A 22554-nucleotide genomic window follows, 5' to 3' on the forward strand; every position below is an offset into this window, starting at 1 on the left:
ATTTAAAAAATTATAACCATGCAAGAATTAGCTAGTTTATTTGTAAAAAGTATTTTCATTGAAAATATGATTTTTGCCTACTTCTTAGGAATGTGTTCCTACTTAGCGGTATCAAAAACGGTAAAAACAGCCGTTGGATTAGGTGTAGCAGTTATTTTCGTTTTAGCAATTACAGTTCCTATAAATTATTTATTGGATAATTATCTTCTACAAGCCGGAGCTCTAAAATGGTTAGGAGAAGATTATGCGACTTTAGACCTAAGTTTCCTAAGTTTCATTATGTTTATTGCCGTAATTGCATCAATGGTGCAATTAGTTGAAATGGTAGTTGAAAAATTTGCACCTGCTCTTTATGGTGCATTAGGTATTTTCCTTCCGTTAATTGCTGTAAACTGTGCTATCTTGGGAGGATCTTTGTTTATGCAACAAAAGGCTTTTAATGGAATTTCTGAGGCTATAACCTATGGTTTAGGTTCAGGTATTGGATGGTTTCTTGCTATTTTAGCTATTGCAGCAATTAGAGAAAAAATCGCTTATTCACACGTGCCGGCTCCATTACGCGGATTAGGAATTACTTTCCTTATCACAGGTTTGATGGCAATTGCGTTTATGAGTTTTATGGGAATTAAAATATAATTTTACACAGATAAAAATGGAGTATTCAGTTATTATAGCCAGTGTAGTAGTTTTTCTTATTATAGTCTTTCTATTAGTAAGTATGCTTTTAGGTGCTAAAGCAAAATTATTACCATCAGGTCCAGTTAAGATTAAAATCAACGGAGAAAACGAAATTGAAGTTGAATCAGGAAATACATTACTATCAACATTAGGGAACAGCAAGATTTTCTTACCTTCTGCATGTGGTGGTGGTGGAACTTGTATTCAATGTAAATGTATCGTTACAAACGGAGGAGGTTCAATTCTTCCGACTGAAGAACCACATTTTACCAGAAAAGAAATCGCTGAGGGTTGGCGATTAGGCTGTCAGGTAAAAGTGAAAAACGATATGGTTATCGAAGTGCCCGAGGAAGTTTTCGGTATTAAAAAATTTGAGGCTAAAGTTTATTCAAACTACAATGTAGCTTCATTTATCAAAGAATTTATTGTTGAATTGCCTGAGGATATGCATTATGAAGCCGGAGGTTATATTCAAATTGAGATTCCTAAATGTGAAGTTAAATATACCGATATCGATATTACTGCTCATCCGGTTGAACACCCAGGAGAGCCGGAAAAATTTAAAGCTGAATGGGACAAATTCAATCTTTGGCCATTAGTAATGAAAAATGATGAGCTTGTTGAAAGAGCCTACTCAATGGCTTCTTATCCTGCTGAAGGTAGAAAAATTATGCTAAATGTTAGGATTGCTACGCCACCATGGGACAGAAATATCAATGGTTGGGCAAAAGTTAATCCAGGTGTAGCATCGTCTTATATTTTCTCTAAAAAAGCAGGAGATCCTGTTGTAGTTTCAGGTCCTTATGGTGAATTCTTTATCAACGAGTCTGAAGCAGAAATGTTATACGTTGGTGGTGGTGCCGGAATGGCTCCGATGCGTTCACATTTATATCACCTTTTCAGAACTGTAAAAACAGGTAGAAAAGTTACTTACTGGTATGGTGGACGTTCTAAACGTGAATTGTTCTATACTGACCATTTTAGAGCGTTAGAAAAAGATTTTCCTAACTTCAAATTTTATTTAGCTCTTTCAGAACCACTTCCGGAAGATAATTGGAAAGTAAAAGACGGAATAAATGGAGAAGGTGATGGTTTTGTAGGGTTTATTCATAATGTAGTAATCGATAATTATTTATCTACACACGAAAACCCGGAAGATATTGAATTGTATTTCTGTGGTCCACCAATGATGAACAATGCTGTTCAAAAAATGGGTGAAGATTTCGGTTTAGATCCTGAAAATATAAGATTCGACGATTTCGGAGGATAATTATTTATCTTACTAAAAGATAAAATTTTAAACCATTAAATTGTTAAGTTTTATTAAGCGTTACAGCTTGATTTTCTTAATAATTTAATGGTTTTTTCATTGTTTCAGTCTTCTTTTTTGATTTAATTAGGATTCGCTTTTCATAAATCTATATACCTTTGTCTTATGGAAATTTTATCAAATCAAGAACTCCACAATGTGGCGATGAATTATGTGGGAAAGGAACTCGAAAAGCAAGGTTTTGAGTTTATTGCAGTCAACAGTCAGTTAAAACGACATCCTCAGTTTGTGTGTGTTGATAAACCTACTAACACATTGCATTTTGTTTTAGTAACGGTTTATAATTATCCGGACAATCCGGAAGATTATGATGTTCTTTGGATGGAAACGTTCAAAAAACATGCACAAAAACTTAAAGCAAAAGTGCTTTATGCCGGAGTTGGAATTGCAAATGCAGTTGATTATGAAAAGCCAATTTTTAAAAATGAAGACTATATTATTAATTTTAATGGAATCAAAGAAATTTCTTAGTTTATGTGTATTTATGTTCTTCTTTTTTTCCTGTCAAACTAAAGAAAAAGATAGACTTTTTGTTATTCAAGGGGAAGCACAAGGAAGCACTTATGCATTAAAATATTGCAGTACAAGTGAAGTAATCAATAAACAAAGTATAGATTCTCTTTTACTTGCATTTGATTATTCACTTTCAACTTATCGAACTGATTCTAAAATTTCTAAAATAAACCTAGGTGATTCAACAATGGTGGTGGATGATTTTTTTGTAGAGACATTCAAAACCTCTCAAAAAATTTACCAAGAAACTGATGGACTTTTCGATCCAACTATCGGTGTTTTGGTGAATGCTTATGGATTTGGTCCCAACCAAGGAAAATTCGATTTGAATCCATCAAAAATAGATAGTTTATTACAGTTTGTTGGATTTGATAAAGTTCAATTAAATAAAGATCGAACTATTTCAAAAAAATTCAGAGCGACGTATTTTGACTTCAATGCTATTGCACAAGGCTATTCTGTAGATGTAGTTGTAAATTTCTTAAAATCCAAAGGAATTAAAAATGGTATTGTAGAAATTGGAGGAGAAATTTTTGCTTTTGGGAGAAATATAGTAGAAAATAAAAATTGGATTGTTGGTATTGATGATCCAACTCAAAAACCAGAGGAAAGAACCTTAATTGCCAAAATTAAATTAGAAAATTTAGGAATGGCAACATCGGGTAATTACAGAAAGGTCAAGTTTGATAGCATAACCGGACAAAAGTATGTACACATCATTAATCCCAAAATAGGTCTTTCTCAAAAAAGTGCCTTGTTGAGTGCTACAGTTTTAGCACCAAGGTGTATTGATGCTGATGGCTATGCTACTGCTTTTATGATCATGGATTTTGAAAACATAAAAAAGATATTGAAAAATAGAAATGATCTTTATGTTCTATTAATTTATACGGATGAGAATAATGCAATTCAACAATTCAAATCAGCCAATTTTCAGTCACTTGTTTTAGAATGATTCTAAAAGTAGGTTTTTTCGTTAAAGAAAATATAATAAGTTTTAACATTTAGAGTTATAGCTTTAGATTTACAAAACATTAATAATTTTTATATGAAAAAACTAAACAAACTATTCTTGTTTTTACTTGCTTTGCCTTCTTTGGTTTTTGCACAAGAACTAAAATTAGACAATCCGATTCCGATGGATCCAACAGTAAAAACCGGAAAATTAAAGAACGGATTAACGTATTATATCAAGAAAAACGCTAAACCGGAAAACAAGGTTGACTTACGATTGGTTATAAATGCAGGTTCCATTCTAGAAAATGATGACCAACAAGGATTAGCTCATTTTATGGAGCACATGTGCTTTAATGGTACAAAGAATTTTCCAAAAAATGAATTAGTAGATTATTTGCAAAGTATTGGGGTGAAATTCGGTCAGCATTTGAATGCCTATACTAGTTTTGATGAAACAGTTTATTTTCTTCCCATTCCATCCAATGATCCTGAGAAACTGGAAAAAGGATTTCAAATTATTGAGGATTGGGCTTTCAACACAACATTAACTCCGGAAGAAATTGATAAAGAAAGAGGTGTTGTTTTAGAAGAATACCGAATTGGTTTGGGAGCAGACAAGAGAATGATGGGTCGGTTTATGCCCAAAATGATGTATAATTCACATTATGCTAAACGTCTTCCAATTGGTCAAAAAGAAATTTTGGAAAACTTTACCTATGATAAAGTAGTGAGTTTTTATAAAGATTGGTACAGACCAAATTTAATGAGTGTTATCGTTGTTGGTGATATTGATGAAGCTGAGATGGAGAAAAAAATTATCGCTCATTTTTCAAAATATAAAAATCCTAAAAACGAACGTCCAAGAACTAAATTTGACGTTCCTAATCACAAAGAAACTTTTGTGGCAATAGAAAGTGATCCGGAAGCAGCTTTCACACAAGTTCAATTGCTTTATAAAGATTATGATGAACCAAAAGTAGTGAAAACGATTGGTGATATGAAAGAGGAATTAACGATTGGTTTGTTTGCAACAATGTTAAACAATCGTTTGGAAGAAAAGAGAAACTCGCCTAATCCACCATTTACGTATGGATATTCTTATTATGGTGGGACGTATGCTAAAACGAAAAAAGCATTTCAATCCTTTGCGATGGTGCCTCAAGACAAACAATTAGATGCCTTGAAAATATTAGTGGAAGAAAATGAGCGTGTAAAAACTTTTGGATTTACAAAAGGGGAGTTGGAAAGAGCAAAAACAGAATTTTTAGCTCAAATTGAACAACAATACAATGAAAGGGATAAGACAGAATCTGAAAATTATGTATGGGAATACCAAGGAAATTTTTTACAAAATGATCCGATTCCCGGAATTGAATGGACATTTACAACCATGCAAAAATTATTACCATCAATTACTCTTGAAGAAACCAATAAATTGATTAATGGTTATATAAAAGAAGACAATAGGGTAGTTATTCTAACAGGACCTGAAAAAGAAGGAATGGTAAAACCAACTGAACAAGAAGTTTTAAATTCAATAAAAGTTGATAAATCTTCAATAACTGCCTATGTTGATGAAGCTGTAGCTGAAAGCTTACTACGAAATCCGGTAAAAAAAGGTTCGGTTGCTAAAAAAGAAACCAATGATAAAATCGGCACAACAACTCTAACCTTATCCAACGGAGCAAAAGTTACCTATAAAAAAACAGACTTTAAAAATGATGAAATTCTTTTTGAAGCGTTAAGTTTTGGAGGCTCAAATTTAATTGGAAATGAAGAGTTTGAAAAAGTGCAGTGGGCAATGGGGGGACTTACAGAAGCTGGTTTTTCGGGAATGAAATTAAACGATATTAACAAATTTATGACCGGTAAAATTGCCAGAGTTAATCCCTATGTTGGTGGAACGCAAGAAGGTTTCCGCGGATCAACAACACCAAAAGATTTAGAATATCTTTTTCAAATGGTTTATGCTTATTTTACCGATTTAAATATGGATAATGAAGCTTTTGAAAGCTACAAAATCAAACAAAATGGTTTTATGGCTAATATGAAGGCTATGCCAACCATGCATTTTCAAAATGAATTATATACTTATTTGAATCAAGATAATCCAAGATTTAAAGGAATTTTACCGGATGATGCTGCTTGGGAAAAAACAGATTATGAATTGGCTTATAAAAAATTCAAAGAGCGTTTTGCAAATGCAGCAGATTTCCATTTTTATTTTGTTGGTAATATAGATGAACAAAAGTTAGAAGAGTTTGCCAACCTTTATCTAGCCTCTTTACCATCAAACGGGACAGCTGAAAAAGCTGTTGATTTAGGTTACAGAATGAAAAAAGGGGATTTGAAAAAAGTAGTTAAAAAAGGGAAAGACCCAAAAAGCACAGTAAACATAATGTTCTATGGTGACTGTACCTATGATGCCAAAGAAGCTCTTGCCTTGCGTGCAGCTGGTGAAGTCTTAACAATCAAATTAATTGAAGAGCTTCGTGAAAATGAAAGTGGAGTTTATGGAGCAAGTGCCCGAGGAAGTATGAACAAAGTGCCTTATGGCAGTTATAATTTTACTATTAATTTCCCTTGCGGACCGGAGAATGCAGAAGCATTAACTCAATCAGCGTTAAGGGAATTAAACAAAATTATTGAGAATGGTCCGGAGGAGAAAGATATCAATAAATTCAAAGAAGCAGAAAAATTAGACTATAAGGAAAAAATCAAACAGAATAATTACTGGATGTCTTATTTAACGCGATCGTTTACTTACGGAGTTTCTGCAGATGAAATTTTAAGTGTGGAACAAAAAATCGATGCAGTTACTGCAAAAGATATTCAAGCTGTGGCCAAAAAATACCTTTCAAAAGACAAGGTAGTGGCCATGTTAATGCCGGAAGAATAATTTACAAATTAAATGATTTTATTTATTAGCCCATGGTTGAAACCGTGGGCTTTATTTTTATTTAAAACAAACCGGAATGATTTCTCCTTTAGACAAACAATATTTCTCAACTAATTCAGGTGAAATTTTTGTCGTATAATCTTCTTCGATAACCGTGAAACCAACGCTTCTTAATTTGTCAAAATAATCTCTTCCATATACACGAACATGATCATATTGACCAAAAATTTGGGCTCTTTCTTTTTTATCCGTGATCGAATCATCTGAAAAAGTAGTGGGTCTTGACAAATCTTGCGGAATTTGAAAAATCCCCATGCCGCCCGGTTTTAAAACACGATACAACTCTTGCATCGCTTTTGTATCATCCGGAATATGTTCTAAAACATGATTGCATAAAATCATATCATACAAATTGTCTTCAAACGGAAGATTACAAATATCCGCTTTCACATCAGCCAACGGAGAAAGCAAATCAGTAGTGGTATAATCTAAATTTTTTTGATTTTTGAAACGTTTGTAAAAGGCTTGCTCCGGTGCAAAATGTAATACCTTTTTTGGAGCTGTAAAAAAATCGGTTTCATTCTTTAAATACAACCATAACAATCGATGTCTTTCCAACGAAAGTGTACTTGGAGATAATACATTATTGCGTTGCTTTCCATATCCATAAGGTAAAAACATTCTAAAACTTTTTCCGTCAATTGGGTCGGTAAAACGATTTCCTTTTAATAAGAAAGCCAAAATAGGTCGCACTACATAACTTAACCGAATAAGAAATGGCCTCGGGATTTTATTTAATATAAATTTGACTATTTTTTTTATCATAATACCAAGGGTGATCTCCTAAATTCCTTCTCCTCATCACTCACAATCCCCAAAGCATCATAAACATATTGAAAGGTTGAAAGCAACTCCGGTTTGCCGTCAATTAACGCTACATTGTGTTCAAAATGTGCACTAGGCTTCATGTCAGCCGTTAAAATCGTCCAACCGTCTTTTAACTGTTTGATGTTTTTAGTACCCATGTTAATCATTGGCTCAATGGCAACGACCATGCCTTCCACAAATAACTTTCCGCGACCTCTTTTACCATAATTCGGCATCTCCGGATCTTCGTGCATTTTTCGTCCTAAACCGTGACCAACCAATTCTCGCACAACACCATAGCCATGTGACTCACAATATTTTTGAATGGCGTTTCCAACATCTTCTACACGGTTACCGGCCCTAAATTCTCGAATTCCAATGTATAATGATTCTTTGGTTATTTTCAACAACTTTTTAGTTTCAGGAGCCACCTCGCCAATTTCAAAAGAATACGCATGATCACCGTAAAATTCATTCATCAATACGCCACAATCCACCGAAATCACATCACCACTTTCCAACGGTTTATTATTCGGAATACCATGAACCACTTGTGCATTCGGACTCATACACAACGAATTCGGAAAACCATACAAACCCAAGAAAGCCGGCACACCACCATGATCACGAATAAATTCTTCCGCTAACTTGTCTAAATATAATGTCGTTACACCGGGTTTGATTTCCTTCGCAATCATACCAAGTGTTTTCGAAACCAATAGCGAACTCGCACGCATTAACTCAATTTCTTCTCGGGTTTTTGGGATAATCATAATCAAATTTTAAAGGCACAAAGGTACACATTTTTATCTTTTTTATTAGAAGCAATTTCCCGTCATCCGCTGCAAGCTTTTTTGTTTTGTTGCTTTTTTCTAAAGCAAAAAAAGAGCTTCTAAAGTCGCTTTTTTTACTAAGAAAAAATGCAACAATCCTGCAAAAGGCTTTCCGCTACTACCGGGGCTAAAATCAGCAAAAACAATGAGAAATATCAGTTTTTATGTGAAAATCCAACCTTATCTTTGTTCAAAATTTAGGAACTATGAGCAAATATGTTACAGCAGAGCAAGCCGTAAAAGTCGTTAAATCCGGGGATAGGGTTTACGTTCAAGCTGCTGCTGCTTCTCCAACCGTTTTAACAAAAGCACTAACCGAAAGAGCATCAGAATTAAAAAATGTAGAAATTTGTCACTTACACACTGAGGGAGAAGCTCCCTACGCTAATCCGGAATTAGCATCAAGTTTTCATGTGAATTCATTTTTTATTGGGGCCAATGTTCGGCATACACTCAAAGCAGGAAATGGTTCTTATACTCCGGTTTTTTTAAGTGAATTACCCAATTTATTTCGCAAAAATGTATTGCCTTTGGATGTTGTTTTTATTCATGTTTCACCACCGGACAGACATGGCTATTGTTCATTGGGAGTTTCTGTAGAAGCAACTGTAGCTGCCATTGAAAATGCAAAAATTGTCATTGCACAAGTGAATCCGCAAATGCCAAGAACGTTTGGCGATGGAATTTTACACGAGTCTGAAATTGATTATTTGGTGGATGTAAATGAACCGATTTTTACTCATGGTATTGAAATATTTACTTCAGAAGAAGAAAAAATTGGAAATTATATTGCTTCATTAATTGAGGATAAAAGTACGCTTCAAATGGGGATAGGCTCTATTCCCAATGCGGCTTTAAGTAAGTTAACCAACCACAAAGATTTAGGTCTTCATACCGAAATGTTTTCAGATGGGGTTATCGATTTAATTGAAAACGATGTTATCAATTGTAATTACAAAGGAACCACACGTGGAAGGGTTTTAGCAACATTTTTAATGGGATCACGGCGGTTATATGATTTTGTTGATGATAATTCTTTTGTGGAATTAAAAGAATCTTCCGCGGTAAATGACACTGCAAGAATTCGCAAAAACCCTAAAATGGTAGCCATTAATTCAGCGATTGAAGTAGATGTAACGGGTCAAGTTTGTGCCGACTCTATTGGAGGAAATATGTATTCAGGAGTAGGAGGTCAAATGGATTTTATAAGAGGAGCATCCTTAAGTGTCGGAGGTAAAGCTATCATTGCACTACCTTCTCAAACCAAAAAAGGTGAAAGTAGAATTGTACCATTCTTAAAACAAGGAGCCGGTGTGGTGACCACTCGTTCCCATGTTCAATATATTGTAACCGAATACGGAATAGCTAACCTTTACGGTAAGACGCTAAAACAACGCGTGGCCGAAATGGTAAAAATAGCTCACCCCAACCACCGTGAGTGGATTGACAAAGCATACTTTGAAATGATGGAAATTAAAAAAAGGGTTTAAAAAGGTTTAAGTGTTTAAAAGTTTAGAAGGGATAGTTTAGAAGGATTACAACTATTAACTAAAATCTCTTTTAAACTTTTAAACCAAAAAAACTAACCGATTATTCATTAAACTGCGGATTCGCAATTAATTTAAACAAATCGGCATTGGAAACACAGAATCGTAATTGGGTGTCGATTTGTTGTAAACTGGAACTTAATAAACTGTTCTCTCTCGAATTAATTAAAAACAACGAACTTTCTCCAAAAAAGAACATTCGTTCTTCAGCTTCAAGCATCGTTGTGAAGTTAGCTACTAATTCATTTGCAATATCAATTTGCTCTTTCAATGAATTGATTTCTTGCAATTGATAATCAATTTTGTTACGTAATACTTGGTTTTCAAGTTGCAAGTCTAATTCCGCATCTTGCAATTTGAACTTAGCCATTTTAAAATTGCCTCTTTCTTTTCTGAGAAATAGAGGAAAGCTAAAGTTGACGCCATATTTATAATTGACGGTATTAAAATCACGAACAAATTCAGGTTCCGATAAATAATTGTAATTTAAATTAATAGTAGGTTTTAACAAATCGCCTTTGAGTCGTTTTTCCACCTCCAAAATAGATACTTTATTCTGTAATGAACGGATTTTAGGATGGTTTTGAAAATCAATGTCAGCCAATAGTAACCCGTTTGTTTTTAAAGTATTTTCAACCTTTTTTTCCAATTCGGTTTCCGGTGATATCCCGTCTTGTAATTCCAAAGGTAAATTATTTTCAAACCATAAAAAGTTCGATAATTCCAACTTTGATTTAAGCAATTTTAAGCGTGATTGCTCCAAACTTAATTGGCGGGATTTAACCAATATTCCGGCTTCAATACTATCAATAGCAGGACGATCACCGGCTATAATTAATCCTTTTATACCATCATAACGAAATTGAGCATTCTTTAAAAAAGTTTCATAAAGCTTGTATTCATTATAATTTCTATACCAATTGAAATAACTGTTTGAAGCCATATAAAGCACATTGGCCACTTCCAAGTCGCGTTCTGCCTGTGATAAATTGTTATAAATTTTGGCTTTTTTCAAATCGGCCATTCGGTCATTTATCAATAAACCTTGCCCAATGGGAATAGATATTCCTGCCATAGCCAATCCATTAGTAGGAACCGTGTTTTGTGGATTTAAAAAAACACCTTCCATCCGATCAAAACCGGCTTTAATCTCTATTCCATACCAAGTAGGAATTTTAAAAGTTGAATTTAATAAATCAAAGTATTCAGAATTTTTAAATTGTTTGTTTTCATAATCTACCTCAATTTTAGGGTCAAATCCACCACGAGCGGCAATGATTCCTGCTTGAGCTTGACTTACTTCCAAATTGGCTTGTTTCACCAATGGATGAAATTGTTTTACATAACCTAAATAGGCATCCAACGTCAAAATGGAATCTGTGGCCAAATTTTGTGACCAAGAAAAAACTGAAAACAACAATAGTAAATAAACTTTGTTTTTCATTGGATGACTATTTTTTTGATTCAGTGGTAGTTGTAGGCGTATAAAAATTCGGTGGGAATCCGTTTAATTTTCGCCATAATTCATACCAAATCGGAACATTATTCAACAAAGCAAATGTTTGTGCACCGGCACCGATATTCAATTCTTTTGGCCAAGGTTTATCCTCCGGATCTTGAGCGATTAAGACGCGGTATTTTCCGTTCGTACTAATAAAGTTTTCGACCGCCACAATTTTTCCGCCAAAAGTTCCATAAGAAGAATTAGGCCAACCGCTAAAAACGATTGTTGGCCAACCGTCAAACCAAATACGAACTTTTTCACCTTTGTGAATCAGCGGCATATCTATCGGGTCAATGAAGGTTTCAACAGCAATATCGTATTTAGACGGCATAATACTCACAACTGGTGTTCCTTCTTTAATGGTTTCTCCAATTCCGGATTGCAAAGCACGGTTCACATAACCATTTTGAGGAGCTTTAATGTAGTATAGTTCATTTCGCATTTTATAATTGGTCACCTGATTCTGAAGTTTATTCACTTGTGCTTCAGTATCAAACTGACTACTTAATGCAGTAAACCGCTCACTTTGAGCTTTAGAAATTTTATCAGTATATTCTGCTGTGATACGATTTATTTCTACACGGGCATTAATCAACTCATTTTTGGCAGTCAATAATTTGTTTTGTTGGGTGATGATTTTCGCCTCCGATTCTTGCAACTTTAAGCGTTTGTCCTCTACATCAGTCATCGGTTTTAAGCCTTCTTTATTTAAATCTTGCGAACGTTTAAACTGGGTTTGAGCAATTTTCAGTTGGGTTTTAACTGCTTCCAAATCCATACTGTCACTTTTTACTTTCAAAAGCGATTGTTCAATTTTATTTCTGGCTTGTTCAAGTTTTAGAATTCGTTCACGTTCGATAGCTGCAATTTGAGATGAAAGTGAGTTCGCTTTTCCTTCATATGATTCTTCCGAAAGTATTTTTGCTTTCATTTGGTTTTCAGTGTTATCCACCAAATTAGGGTCAAAATAATCTTCTTTAATCTCCGAAATAAAAAGAATTGTATCGCCTTTGTTTACATACTGTCCTTCTGAAACATACCATTTTTCGATACGTCCGGCAATAGCAGTATGGATGGTTTGCGGACGTTGTTCCGGCGAAACGGTAGTTACAAATCCGGAGCCTTGTATATTCTGTGTCCATGGCAGCAAAATAAACAAACAAGTGCCAATCATAAACCACATCAATAAACGATTGAATGTTTTGAAATACCTTCTTTCACTCAATTTTTGAATGGTATTGAAACGAGTCAGATTTACTTTCTCATTTATATTATTTCGTGATATATTCAACATAGTTATTTAGTATCTGAAATTAATTTACCTTTGTCTAATGTTATGATTCGATTGCATTTTTCTTTCCAATAATTATTTTTAGAAGTTACAATTACTGTCCAATTATTCTCATTTGATAGGATAAAATCAATGATTTCTTTACTTTCATCATCATCCATTTTATCAAATGGGTTTTCTAAAAATAATACTAATGGGTCGTTTACAATTGCTCTTGCCAAAATAATTTTTTGTGCTAAAGAAGAAGGCAATTGTTTCCCTTCGGTTAGGATTTTTTCGTCTAATCCTTTTGGCATTTTTTTAATTATTTCAGTTAGTTTTATTTTTTCTAACACCAATTTTAGTTTTTCTGTAGCTATTTTTGGGTTTTTAAATGTGATATTTTCAGCAATAGTCCCTTCAAATAAGGTTTGTCCTTCGGTTATAATACCAATTTGCGACCGATATTGCTCCATATTTATTTTATTATAATGTTCGTCATTAATATAAATTGAACTTCCGTTACTGTGAATTAATCCCGCTAAAATGCGAAGTAATGTAGTTTTTCCGGAACCATTTTTTCCATCGAGATATATTTTTTCACCTTGTTTGATATTGAGTGAAATAGAGTTTAGAATTTTTTTGTTAGAATCCGGAAAAGCAAAGTTTAATTGATCAATTTCAAATTGAATATTTTTATAACAATAAGTGCTTTCAGAATTGTCTTCTTCTTCAATTTCCATATCAACAACTTGACCTATTTTTTCAATTGAAGTTAATACATCATAAAAAGTTTCTAGTCCCACAATAATTTTTTCTACCGAATTGATTACTAAAAGGATAATGATTTCGGCGGCAACAAACTGACCAATATTCAATTGCTGTTGAATAACTAAGTAGCCACCAATTAAAAGCAATCCGGCAGAAATAAGAGCTTTAAAACCGATTAGTTGAATAAATTGTCTTTTGATTACTTCAAAATGACTTTCCCTGGATTTAAGGTATTCTGTAACTAATTTGTCGTTTTTACTCAATGCAAATTCGGATTCTATTTTGCTTTTAAAACCAAAATAATTTCGAGCGATTTCTTGAATCCAGTGGGCAACTTTATACTTGTATTTTGATTCTGTTAAACTCGTTTTTAAACCATTTTCAAATGAAATTCTGAAAATCAAATACAAAACAATAAAAAGTAAGAGCCCAAACAAAATGAACAATGGATGATAGATGGAGAGTAATAATAATCCAAATACTATTTGCAACAACGATTCAGAATAATCCAAAATCAATTTAGCTACACTTTTTTGAACGGTAATAGTATCGAAAAATCGATTGGCAAGTTCGGGTGGATAATTGTTATTGAATTCAGTATATTTTATTTTCGGAAATCGAAATGTGAATTCAAAGGAAGAACGAATAAATATTTTCTGTTGAATGCTTTCCGTAATTCTCAATTGCATGAGTCTTAAAATACCATTAAAAATGATACCTAAAAGAACAACTGTTACCAAAATAATCCACGATAAACTGACCCTTCCGCCTTGAATCAGATTGATGATAGCTTGAACACCCAGTGGCAACGATAGACTTACAATACCAGAAAAAATAGCGTAGAAAAACACTTGATAAATGTCTTTTTTATCCATTTTTAAAAGGTTGATGAACCGTTTGAGAGGCGTAGTTGTATTTGAATTTAATTCCATAATTAACTGATTTGTTTTAAAACTAACGTTTTGAAAAACTCAGTGGGAGTATTTTTTTCAGAACAATCTGTAATTGATTTAAAATGTACTTTGAGAAAGTGTTGGTGTAAGGCTCCTTCAACGAGTGTCGAAACAAGACTTTTTGCAAAAGGGAAAGACGGATTTACCTCCTTTACCATTTCAATAATTCGATTTATGACACGTTTGTAAATTAGAAAATAACCTTCTTTGTTTTCTTCGTCAACTTCTTTTGTGAGATAGGATTTTGAGAATTCGCAAATGATAATTTTATGCAAAACAATTTCATTGATATGCGGATGGTTGCTGTCGGTTATTATTTCTTCCGTTACAATCTCAATTGCTTTTATCAATTTGTCTTGCGGATTTGAAATATTGTTGGTAGACAACACTAATTTAAATTCTAACCAGCCCCAATACCAGGAAGTTAAGTAGAGTAAAAGTTTATGTTTACTTTCAAAATAACGATAGATTGAGCTTTCGTTTGAACCAATTCGTTGGCCTAATTTTTTAAAAGTAAAATTATCAAAGCCAATTTCATCAATAAGTAAAATACTGTTTTCAATGATCTTTTTACCCAATTCTGAGGTTTCTGGATCTTTGACATAAATTTTTGGACTGATGTTTATTTTGATGCCTTCCAAAATGTTTTTCATACAGTTGTTTTTTATGAATGTAATATAACAACGCAAATGTAATAGTAAAGCTATTGATATTGAAATTGATTAACTAAATTTTAATAGTTGTGCATGTAAAAAGTAAAAAAAAGTCCCGCCAAAGCAGGACTAGATTTTTGAAATCTATTTATTTTTACCTTTTCAAACTAAAATTTGATCTAAATTCTTGTTCAATTCCTTCCTTTTTGTAAACAACTTTAAACCAATAATCATCTGAAGGCATTGGTCTTCCGTTGAAAGTGCCATCCCAACCATTGCCGTTTTGTCCAATTTCTTTCAGAAGTTTTCCAAATCGATCGAAAATATAAATATGAACAATTTCTATAATTGGTGAACCAATTACTTTCCAGGTGTCGTTAAAACCATCGCCATTTGGTGTAAAAAAGAGTGGAAAATCCAGCACGGTAAAAGTGGTACTTATTTCATCACAACCAAATTTATTGCGAACACGTAGCACAAAATCTCCGGCTGCAATGTTTGTAAAAACAGGACTTTCTTGCCACAAATCAGGAATAATGGAATATTCATAATCGGAAGAGGAAGGAGTTGCTGTTGCCGTTATTGTATTTTGATTTTCGAATCCGATAAGATTTTGAGGTGAAATCGTAACCGCATTTGGTGCCAATGTTTTGATGGTTGTAAAATTAAAAACACTTGAACAAAGTGCCGCATTGGAAATATTTGTCACTAAAACCGAAAAATTACCTTCTATATCCGTTGAAAATGTACTAAGTGATTCTCCTGCAATTTGATTTCCCGGTTGTGCATCAATGTCTGTAAACCATTCAAAAGAATATTCGGTTTCATTGAGTAGCGTTCTAATGAAGGCTTCTTTTAGAATGTTCCCATTTTCATCAACGCAAATGTAATAAGGGAAAGTTCTTAAATTATTTTCCGGAAAAGGACGAACATAAAGGTCTAGTTCTAAAACTCTAAAACAAGCTTGCCCCGATTCGCTGTCAAAATTGGTTGTGCTGGTCACACGAATATAAATCTTCTGAAAGCCTTCAACAGAATTCGTAAAACTTGTGGGGTTTTGAATGAAGGAATTGTTGTTGTTTTGTGCATCAGCAAAATTTTCATAATAACGGATAATAGTATTACTTGTGGAAGAAGGGCCTAGAATTTCGGTAGCTCTTTCCGTTAAGTCAAAAGTAAAAAAACCACTGTCATCACATTTTTCAATAGGAGCAGGGTTGTTTATACTTCCGGGAATAGTCACAACAGCTAGGCTTAAATTGGTTATTGAAAAACAATTATTATTGGTTGGGTCAACGACTTTTACGAGAATTGTTTTAGTGGTTGATGAATAAGTAGACGGTTGTGTTATAAAATTATCAGCAGCAAGATCGGCTGCTGTTTCATAATAAAAAATTTCATAATTTGTGTTGCCTCCCGAAATTTGATTATTACGCAGTGTTAAGTCAAATAAAGCAATTGTATCACCGCAAATCGAAATTGGATTTGGCACAAAAATAACCGGATTTGGGAAAACTTCAATGTTGAAATTAACTATTGAAAAACATTGTGTAATTGTGTCAAATAAGCGAACAAAAATTGTATTGCTGCCAACCGGAAAAGCTTGTGGAATATTTTTGTTTAATGAACCGCTATTGTTTTCCGCCATTTGAAAGGTTCTGAAATAAGAGGTTTGCACCGAAGCGTTTTGCGAAAGCAAAGCTTCGGTATCAAAACTATTCAACACAACTGTCTCATTTTCACAAAGATTAATTGAATTAATGCTGTTCTGAATAGGTGGAGTTTTAACTTCAACTTGAAATGTTCCTACCCCTTCACAGATATTATTTGTTTCCACTCGAGTGTAAATGGTTTGAGTACCAATTGGTATTTGAGATAAATCATTCAGTTGATTCACTTTTATTGAAGCATCAATTGCAGTTAAATAAAAGGTAATTTCAACAGGATTACCACTAAAAAAAGTTGTTCTAATAATATTTTCTTGTAATGAAAAATTGACCAATCCATAATTTTCATTCAAAACCGGACAGATCGAAGCCATGTTTGGATAGGTAGATAAACTAGTGGGATTTATAGTTAAAGCAATGGTGGCAACAGATGTTGAGGTGCAATTTGGGGTGGCACTTTCATTGACGGCAATTACATAAATGGTTTGATTTGAAGAAGTATTAACAAAAGTTTCCGGATTTAAAATAGGTTGTGTTAAACCACTGTCTAAAAAATAATACAAAGTTAATCCGGCAATATTGTTGGTAATTTCGTTGTATGCCGTAGTTAAATTAGTTGTGGCAATTCCGTCGTTATTTGGTGTAATATAATCACATTGTTCCATAATAACCGGATTCGGATTGAGAACCGGAACAGCATTTATTTGAATAGAAACAGTATTTGATTCTCCGACGCAAATTCCTTCTTCTGTAACTTCCAAATAATAATTAGCAGTAGAATTAGTTGCTTGAATAGTTGTAGAAACTAACAATGTTGGTGCGTTTGCACCTACAATGGGCGTATTGTTTTGATACCATTGATACGTCAAATTATTCAAATTTCCACTATTGGCAATGGAAGAGATTAAGGTGTAACTATCATTATCACAAATTGATGTTGTATCAAAAACAGTTACTTGTGGAGTGTCATAAATAAAAATTGAGTTCGAAATAACTTCGTTACAACCACCATTTTTTATTCCTAATGTATATTTTCCTGGTAAAACAGGTGAAAAACTTTCGTTCGAAATACCAAAAATAGCTACATCATTTCTGTACCATTGATAAATTGGATTATCAACAATGGAATCAAATTGATTTTGATTCAAAATAATACTTTGCAGAATTGGATTATCGTTCAAACAATTTGTTGTACTATTTTGTATTGAAACATCAGGTAATATAAAAAATTTCAATTCTATTTCATCTTCACTAACGGGTAAATTTGTTAAGTCTACGGTTGGGTCTGTACTGTCATATGCCGTTGTTTCCACCTTGTACGTACCAGATTCGGCAATGTTTGCTAAAGTATTGGTATTTGTAGTGCTGTTTGTTATCGTGGTAATCAAAACACCATTGCGATACCAAGAATAGTTAAACCGTAAATCGGAAGGGTTTCCGTCAAAATCGGTTACATCAATTGTAGCGGTTATACTTTTTGTTTCCGGTTTACAGTAGTCAGTTTGCGTAATTTCATTTCCTGCTTCATCGGTAATATCTACTGATGACAAAAAGCTACAATCCGAACTTCCCGTGCCACCAATTTGAGTAATAGTAATTTCGCCAGGAACGTTTGAATAATTGTCAATCAACAAAACATATAATTCTCCTACTTGACCATTGGGGATTGTAACAATTTCAACACTGTCAGGCAACCAACTACAGTCTACTTCAACCGAAGTATTTAATTGACTGCAAACATTGGAAAGATCATTAAAAGGTCCCCAAAGCACAAAATCAACGTCAGTTCCTGCCCCATTATTTCCAACTTGATTGATTTGCAAAATAATGTTTCCAGGTGTTTGTATTTGAATGAAAAACCAAGTCGGGCCTTGAAAATTGTCATTAATGCAAGTGGTGTTAAAATTCTCGTTGTTTCCACCTACAGAATTCTGAAACGGAATACTGGTGGCACACGATTGATACGCTTCAAAATTAGCTTGAAATTGTGCACAAGAAGGTGCTCCACCTTGTGCGAAGGAGTTTTGGACAGTAAAAATCCAAAATAGAAAAAAAAAATTATAAATCGATTTCAAAATAATTTTTACAGTAAGGAATGCCTTGTCATAGCATTCGGTTGTTCAATTCCCATGAGGGCTAAAATGGTTGGTGCAATATCTCCTAGTACACCATTGTGGATTGTTTTTAATTCGTTATCAACCAAAATCACGGGAACGGGATTGGTTGTATGAGCTGTGTTAGGAGAACCATCCGGATTAATCATGGTTTCACAATTACCATGATCTGCGATAACAATAGTGGTATAATCATTTGCCAAAGCAGTTTCAATCACTTCTTTTACACAAACATCTACTGCTTCGCAGGCTTTAATAGCGGCATCCATTACACCGGTATGTCCCACCATATCGCCGTTAGCAAAATTTAAACAAACAAAATCAACTTCTCCTTTTTTGAGTTCTTCCACCAAGGCATCTTTTAATTCAAAAGCACTCATCTCGGGTTTCAAATCATAGGTTGCTACTTTTGGTGAGTTTCTCAAGATACGTGTTTCGCCTTCAAAAGGTTCTTCGCGACCACCGGAAAAGAAAAAAGTTACGTGCGGATATTTTTCCGTCTCTGCTATTCGGATTTGCTTTTTATGGTTTCTTTCCAATACTTCTCCCAATGTTTCGGAGATGTTATCCTTATTGTAAATTACTTTGATATTTTTATACGTTTCATCGTAATTAGTCATCGTTACATAATACAAATCCAATTTGTGCATGTTTTGTTCGTGAAAATCCTGTTGTGATAATGCTTCTGTCAATTGTCTGCCACGATCCGTTCTAAAGTTGAAGAATATGACCACATCTCCATTTTGAATGGTTGTAAGAGGTTTCCCTTTTGAGTCGGTCATAACAATTGGCTCGATAAATTCATCCGTAATTTCAGCATCATAACTTTTTTGAATTGTGTCAGTTGCGTTAGAGGAAGAAGTTCCAATTCCATTCACTAATAAATCATAGGCTTTTTTCACTCGCTCCCAACGTTTGTCTCTGTCCATTGCATAATATCTCCCACAAACTGAAGCAAGTTTAGCTTTAGTATGAGAAAGATAGTTTTCCAACGATTCGATGTATCCTCTTCCTGATTTTGGATCAACATCTCTACCATCTGTAAACGCATGAACAAAAACTTTTTCTAATCCAAAATCATTTGCGGCATCTAATAGTCCTCTTAAATGTGACGTATGGGAATGTACACCACCATCGGAAACTAACCCTAAAAAATGTACATTTTTTTGATTTGTTTTAGCATAAGAAAAAGCATCTTGAAGTACTTTTTCATTATTTAAAGTTTTATGTTGAACCGCTAAATTGATACGGGTTAATTCCTGATAAATGATTCTTCCCGCACCTAAATTCATGTGACCTACTTCAGAATTTCCCATCTGACCTTCCGGAAGTCCTACATTTAAACCATCTGTTCTCAATTCCGCATTTGGATATTTTTTGTATAGCGAATCAATAAACGGTGTATTCGCATGGTCAATAGCTGAAACTATAGGATCGGGAGAATGTCCCCATCCGTCTAAAATCATTAGGATAACTTTCTTGTTCATAGGAAAAATTTTGTAGCAAAGATAATGAATTACGTCTATGCGGATGCGAGATTTACACTTTTTTAAACCAATTTTTAGCTTTGTTATAATCAATAAAATAGCGTAAACTCACCGAAAAAACATGATTTAAATTATCTTCAAAAACATTGCCAACGTTTGATCCAAAACTTTTATTAATTTCGTTGGAAAAGTTTTGAGCATTGTTTCGATACAAAGCAGTTATTTGACTTCCCGGAGCAAACCACCAAGAATAGGACAAATCAAAATTCCACAAATTAAAATTAGCATCTTTATTGTTCGTGTAATTGTTATTTGGTGTAAAAGTTCCATCCTCCAACAAGGTGTGAAATTGAACATTTTCGGCGAATGACCAATAATGTCGAGTGGTTAAATTCAACGTCATTTTGTTGTTAATGGCATATTTTCCGGAAATAGAATTGGTTAATGTTGTTCGATTTCTTTCAGCCAAAATAATGTCATTTTCTGAGAAATCTACCCAGCCAATATCACTATTTTGACGGTTATAATTGGTGGAATAAATCAACGTTAATTTGTCATTAAATCGATACCTCGGACTTACAAATAAACCATAATTTAATCGGTTTTCCTGATCAAAAATTCGGACAGAGGGTTCAACATCTAACGCAAATTTTCGGTTATAATTGGAGGAGAAATAAATCCAAGCATTGGCAGTAGCCGGAAATGCCAATGGTCTTCCGGGAACTCTGGATTCATAAAAATTATAGGTTACAAACGGACTTACTAAAAAGCCATAACCAATAAAATCATTTTTTAAAGTACTGGAATTAATATTCATATTGATCCAATGATCCTGTGCTTTACCGGTGGTGTTTTCAAGTTCTATATAGTAATTAGCATTTAATCTAAAGGAATTATATCGTTTGGTTGGATTTAAAATACGATAATTAAAATTTGCGGCAACATTGTGGTAATTCGTGATAAAGTTGATGCCTAAATCATTGATGTCGAAATCTTTGGATACATATTGCGAAGCTATGGAATAGCGGTATTTTCCATACGTTTTACCAAAATTTATATAGGTTGAATAGCCATTTCCTTTTTTATCATCATAAATACTGCTCATTTTTAAATCGCCCGAAATATTGAATTTATTTCCTTTGGAATTAATATCATACACAATGCCGGTTACATTGGCATCTCTAAAATCACCAAATCGAGTAACGTTGGTGTTGATAAATGAAACAGAAGAATTTTGATTGAATCGTTGGTCAAACACCAATATGTTATAATTGGACAGTGGCTCTACCAATTCTTCTCGAATTTCGTTCGTGTCATTGTTTCGAATACGAGCATAGGTTTTTTCAGTAATGGCATTTAAAAAACCAATTCCTAAACCTTCTGAAGTCCTTCCCGAAACTTTCAAAGCATTCAAAAGATTGACAGTATTTGGATAAGTTTCGACAGTTTCGTTTTCACTTATTGAGGGTGATGCAGACGGCGGACCACCTATTCTTCTGGAGTAAACCAAATTACCTTTGGAAAACAAATCGGTTCCTTCGGTAAAAAAAGGTCTGTTTTCATTGAATTGTTGTTCAAATGGTCCTAAATTTAATTCCACATTATCAAAAGCGGTTTGACCAAAATCGGGAACTAGAATTGCATCTAAAGTAAATGAATCATTGATACCGTATTTAATATCCATTCCGGCTTTAAAAGTACTTTCGGTATCGTTATTGTTCGATTCGATATAACCGGAAGTATAAGGAATCAGAAATAATCGGGTAGGTGTTTTGATGTTTTCAATACCTTCTAAAATTCCGGCTTGATTAATGAAAGAACTTACAGCTCGGTCGATTTTACTCCACGTTACTTTCTGTCGGAATCGACGAATTTCTCTAAAAAAATTAACACCCCAAGTTTGAACATTTTCTTTTGAAAAGCGTAGTGCTGCATAGGGAATTTCCATTTCAATTACCCAGCCATAGTCGGTAATTTTTACTTCACTGTTCCAAATGGCATCCCAAGAAAAATCTTCACCGTTTTCGGTTGCCAAACAATCCATTTGAACTCCTGAGGCAGAGACGAAAAATCTGAAATCCTGCTGACCATCGTTAAAACCGTTGATGAAAATACCAAAGTGATCGGCTGTTCCAAAATTATCCCGTTGGGTAATTTCTTTTTCAATTTTGGAAGGTTCATTGTCATATAAAATTGCTCCAACATATATGGCATTGTCGTCATAAAGTATTCTAACTTCCGATTTTCTTTCGGTCGATTCCGGCACACCATTTTCTGGTTCTAGCATAATAAAATTATTAGCGATAGATGTTTTTTCCCAAACGGTTTCATTCAATTTTCCGTCAATTGAAATGGATTCATTAACTCGAAAGGCAGTAGTTTTTTTTTGACTATAAACTTGAAATGTTCCTATTAGTAGAAATAAAATGATTGAAAAGAGAGGTCTGATTGAATTCATGATTCAAAATTAATTATTGGATTTTTAGCTACAATTACTTTATCATTTCGTTA

General features: G+C 33.8%; 15 protein-coding genes. 6 read left to right on the plus strand and 9 right to left on the minus strand.

Annotated features, from left to right (window positions below; genetic code table 11):
* Window positions 1-18: 18 nt before the first annotated feature.
* From nqrE to EQG68_RS12480, 5 genes are all read left to right on the plus strand, one after another.
* On the plus strand, window positions 19-636 hold the full coding sequence (nqrE, locus tag EQG68_RS12460; protein ID WP_129465218.1) for an NADH:ubiquinone reductase (Na(+)-transporting) subunit E: 618 nt from the start codon (window positions 19-21) through the stop codon (window positions 634-636).
* 16 nt (window positions 637-652) lie between these two features.
* Window positions 653-1948 carry an NADH:ubiquinone reductase (Na(+)-transporting) subunit F gene (nqrF, locus tag EQG68_RS12465; protein WP_129465219.1) on the plus strand — a complete coding sequence of 432 codons (1296 nt, stop codon included), beginning with the start codon at window positions 653-655 and terminating at the stop codon, window positions 1946-1948.
* A 165-nt stretch (window positions 1949-2113) separates the two neighbouring features.
* Window positions 2114-2479, plus strand: coding sequence for a Na(+)-translocating NADH-quinone reductase subunit F (locus EQG68_RS12470; RefSeq protein WP_129465220.1), 366 nt, complete (start codon window positions 2114-2116; stop codon window positions 2477-2479).
* On the plus strand, window positions 2433-3476 hold the full coding sequence (locus EQG68_RS12475) for an FAD:protein FMN transferase (protein ID WP_317125524.1): 1044 nt from the start codon (window positions 2433-2435) through the stop codon (window positions 3474-3476). The genes EQG68_RS12470 and EQG68_RS12475 overlap by 47 nt, the downstream gene beginning before the upstream one ends.
* A 93-nt stretch (window positions 3477-3569) precedes the next feature.
* Window positions 3570-6377: a M16 family metallopeptidase gene (locus EQG68_RS12480; RefSeq protein ID WP_129465221.1), complete on the plus strand. Its 2808-nt coding sequence runs from the start codon at window positions 3570-3572 to the stop codon at window positions 6375-6377.
* A 57-nt stretch (window positions 6378-6434) separates the two neighbouring features.
* On the opposite strand, the gene EQG68_RS12485 is transcribed toward EQG68_RS12480, so the two are convergent.
* Both EQG68_RS12485 and map read right to left on the minus strand, forming a co-directional pair.
* Window positions 6435-7199: a class I SAM-dependent methyltransferase gene (locus EQG68_RS12485; protein ID WP_129465271.1), complete on the minus strand. Its 765-nt coding sequence runs from the start codon at window positions 7197-7199 to the stop codon at window positions 6435-6437.
* The gene (gene map, locus EQG68_RS12490; RefSeq protein WP_129465222.1) at window positions 7199-8017 is read right to left on the minus strand and encodes a type I methionyl aminopeptidase; all 819 of its coding nucleotides are present in this window, start codon (window positions 8015-8017) and stop codon (window positions 7199-7201) included. Before map ends, EQG68_RS12485 begins: the two co-directional genes overlap by 1 nt.
* 266 nt (window positions 8018-8283) lie before the next feature.
* Between map and EQG68_RS12495 the strand changes: the two genes are divergently transcribed.
* Window positions 8284-9567: an acetyl-CoA hydrolase/transferase family protein gene (locus EQG68_RS12495; protein ID WP_129465223.1), complete on the plus strand. Its 1284-nt coding sequence runs from the start codon at window positions 8284-8286 to the stop codon at window positions 9565-9567.
* Between the two features lie 100 nt (window positions 9568-9667).
* On the opposite strand, the gene EQG68_RS12500 is transcribed toward EQG68_RS12495, so the two are convergent.
* From EQG68_RS12500 to EQG68_RS12530, 7 genes are all read right to left on the minus strand, one after another.
* On the minus strand, window positions 9668-11068 hold the full coding sequence (locus tag EQG68_RS12500; RefSeq protein ID WP_129465224.1) for a TolC family protein: 1401 nt from the start codon (window positions 11066-11068) through the stop codon (window positions 9668-9670).
* Between the two features lie 7 nt (window positions 11069-11075).
* A complete protein-coding gene (locus EQG68_RS12505; protein WP_129465225.1) occupies window positions 11076-12422 on the minus strand; it encodes an HlyD family secretion protein in 1347 nt (448 codons plus the stop codon).
* 2 nt (window positions 12423-12424) lie between these two features.
* Window positions 12425-14101 carry a peptidase domain-containing ABC transporter gene (locus tag EQG68_RS12510; RefSeq protein ID WP_129465226.1) on the minus strand — a complete coding sequence of 559 codons (1677 nt, stop codon included), beginning with the start codon at window positions 14099-14101 and terminating at the stop codon, window positions 12425-12427.
* Between the two features lie 2 nt (window positions 14102-14103).
* The gene (locus EQG68_RS12515; RefSeq protein ID WP_129465227.1) at window positions 14104-14775 is read right to left on the minus strand and encodes a TetR/AcrR family transcriptional regulator; all 672 of its coding nucleotides are present in this window, start codon (window positions 14773-14775) and stop codon (window positions 14104-14106) included.
* A 154-nt stretch (window positions 14776-14929) separates the two neighbouring features.
* The gene (locus EQG68_RS12520) at window positions 14930-18517 is read right to left on the minus strand and encodes a T9SS type B sorting domain-containing protein (RefSeq protein WP_129465228.1); all 3588 of its coding nucleotides are present in this window, start codon (window positions 18515-18517) and stop codon (window positions 14930-14932) included.
* A gap of 8 nt (window positions 18518-18525) precedes the next feature.
* Window positions 18526-20043 (minus strand): 2,3-bisphosphoglycerate-independent phosphoglycerate mutase, encoded by a 1518-nt coding sequence (gene gpmI, locus EQG68_RS12525; RefSeq protein WP_129465229.1) that lies wholly within the window; start codon window positions 20041-20043, stop codon window positions 18526-18528.
* Between the two features lie 52 nt (window positions 20044-20095).
* Window positions 20096-22501, minus strand: coding sequence for a DUF5916 domain-containing protein (locus EQG68_RS12530; protein WP_129465230.1), 2406 nt, complete (start codon window positions 22499-22501; stop codon window positions 20096-20098).
* Window positions 22502-22554: the final 53 nt, after the last annotated feature.

This window comes from Flavobacterium piscinae (assembly GCF_004122145.1).
GTDB classification, from domain to species: domain Bacteria; phylum Bacteroidota; class Bacteroidia; order Flavobacteriales; family Flavobacteriaceae; genus Flavobacterium; species Flavobacterium piscinae.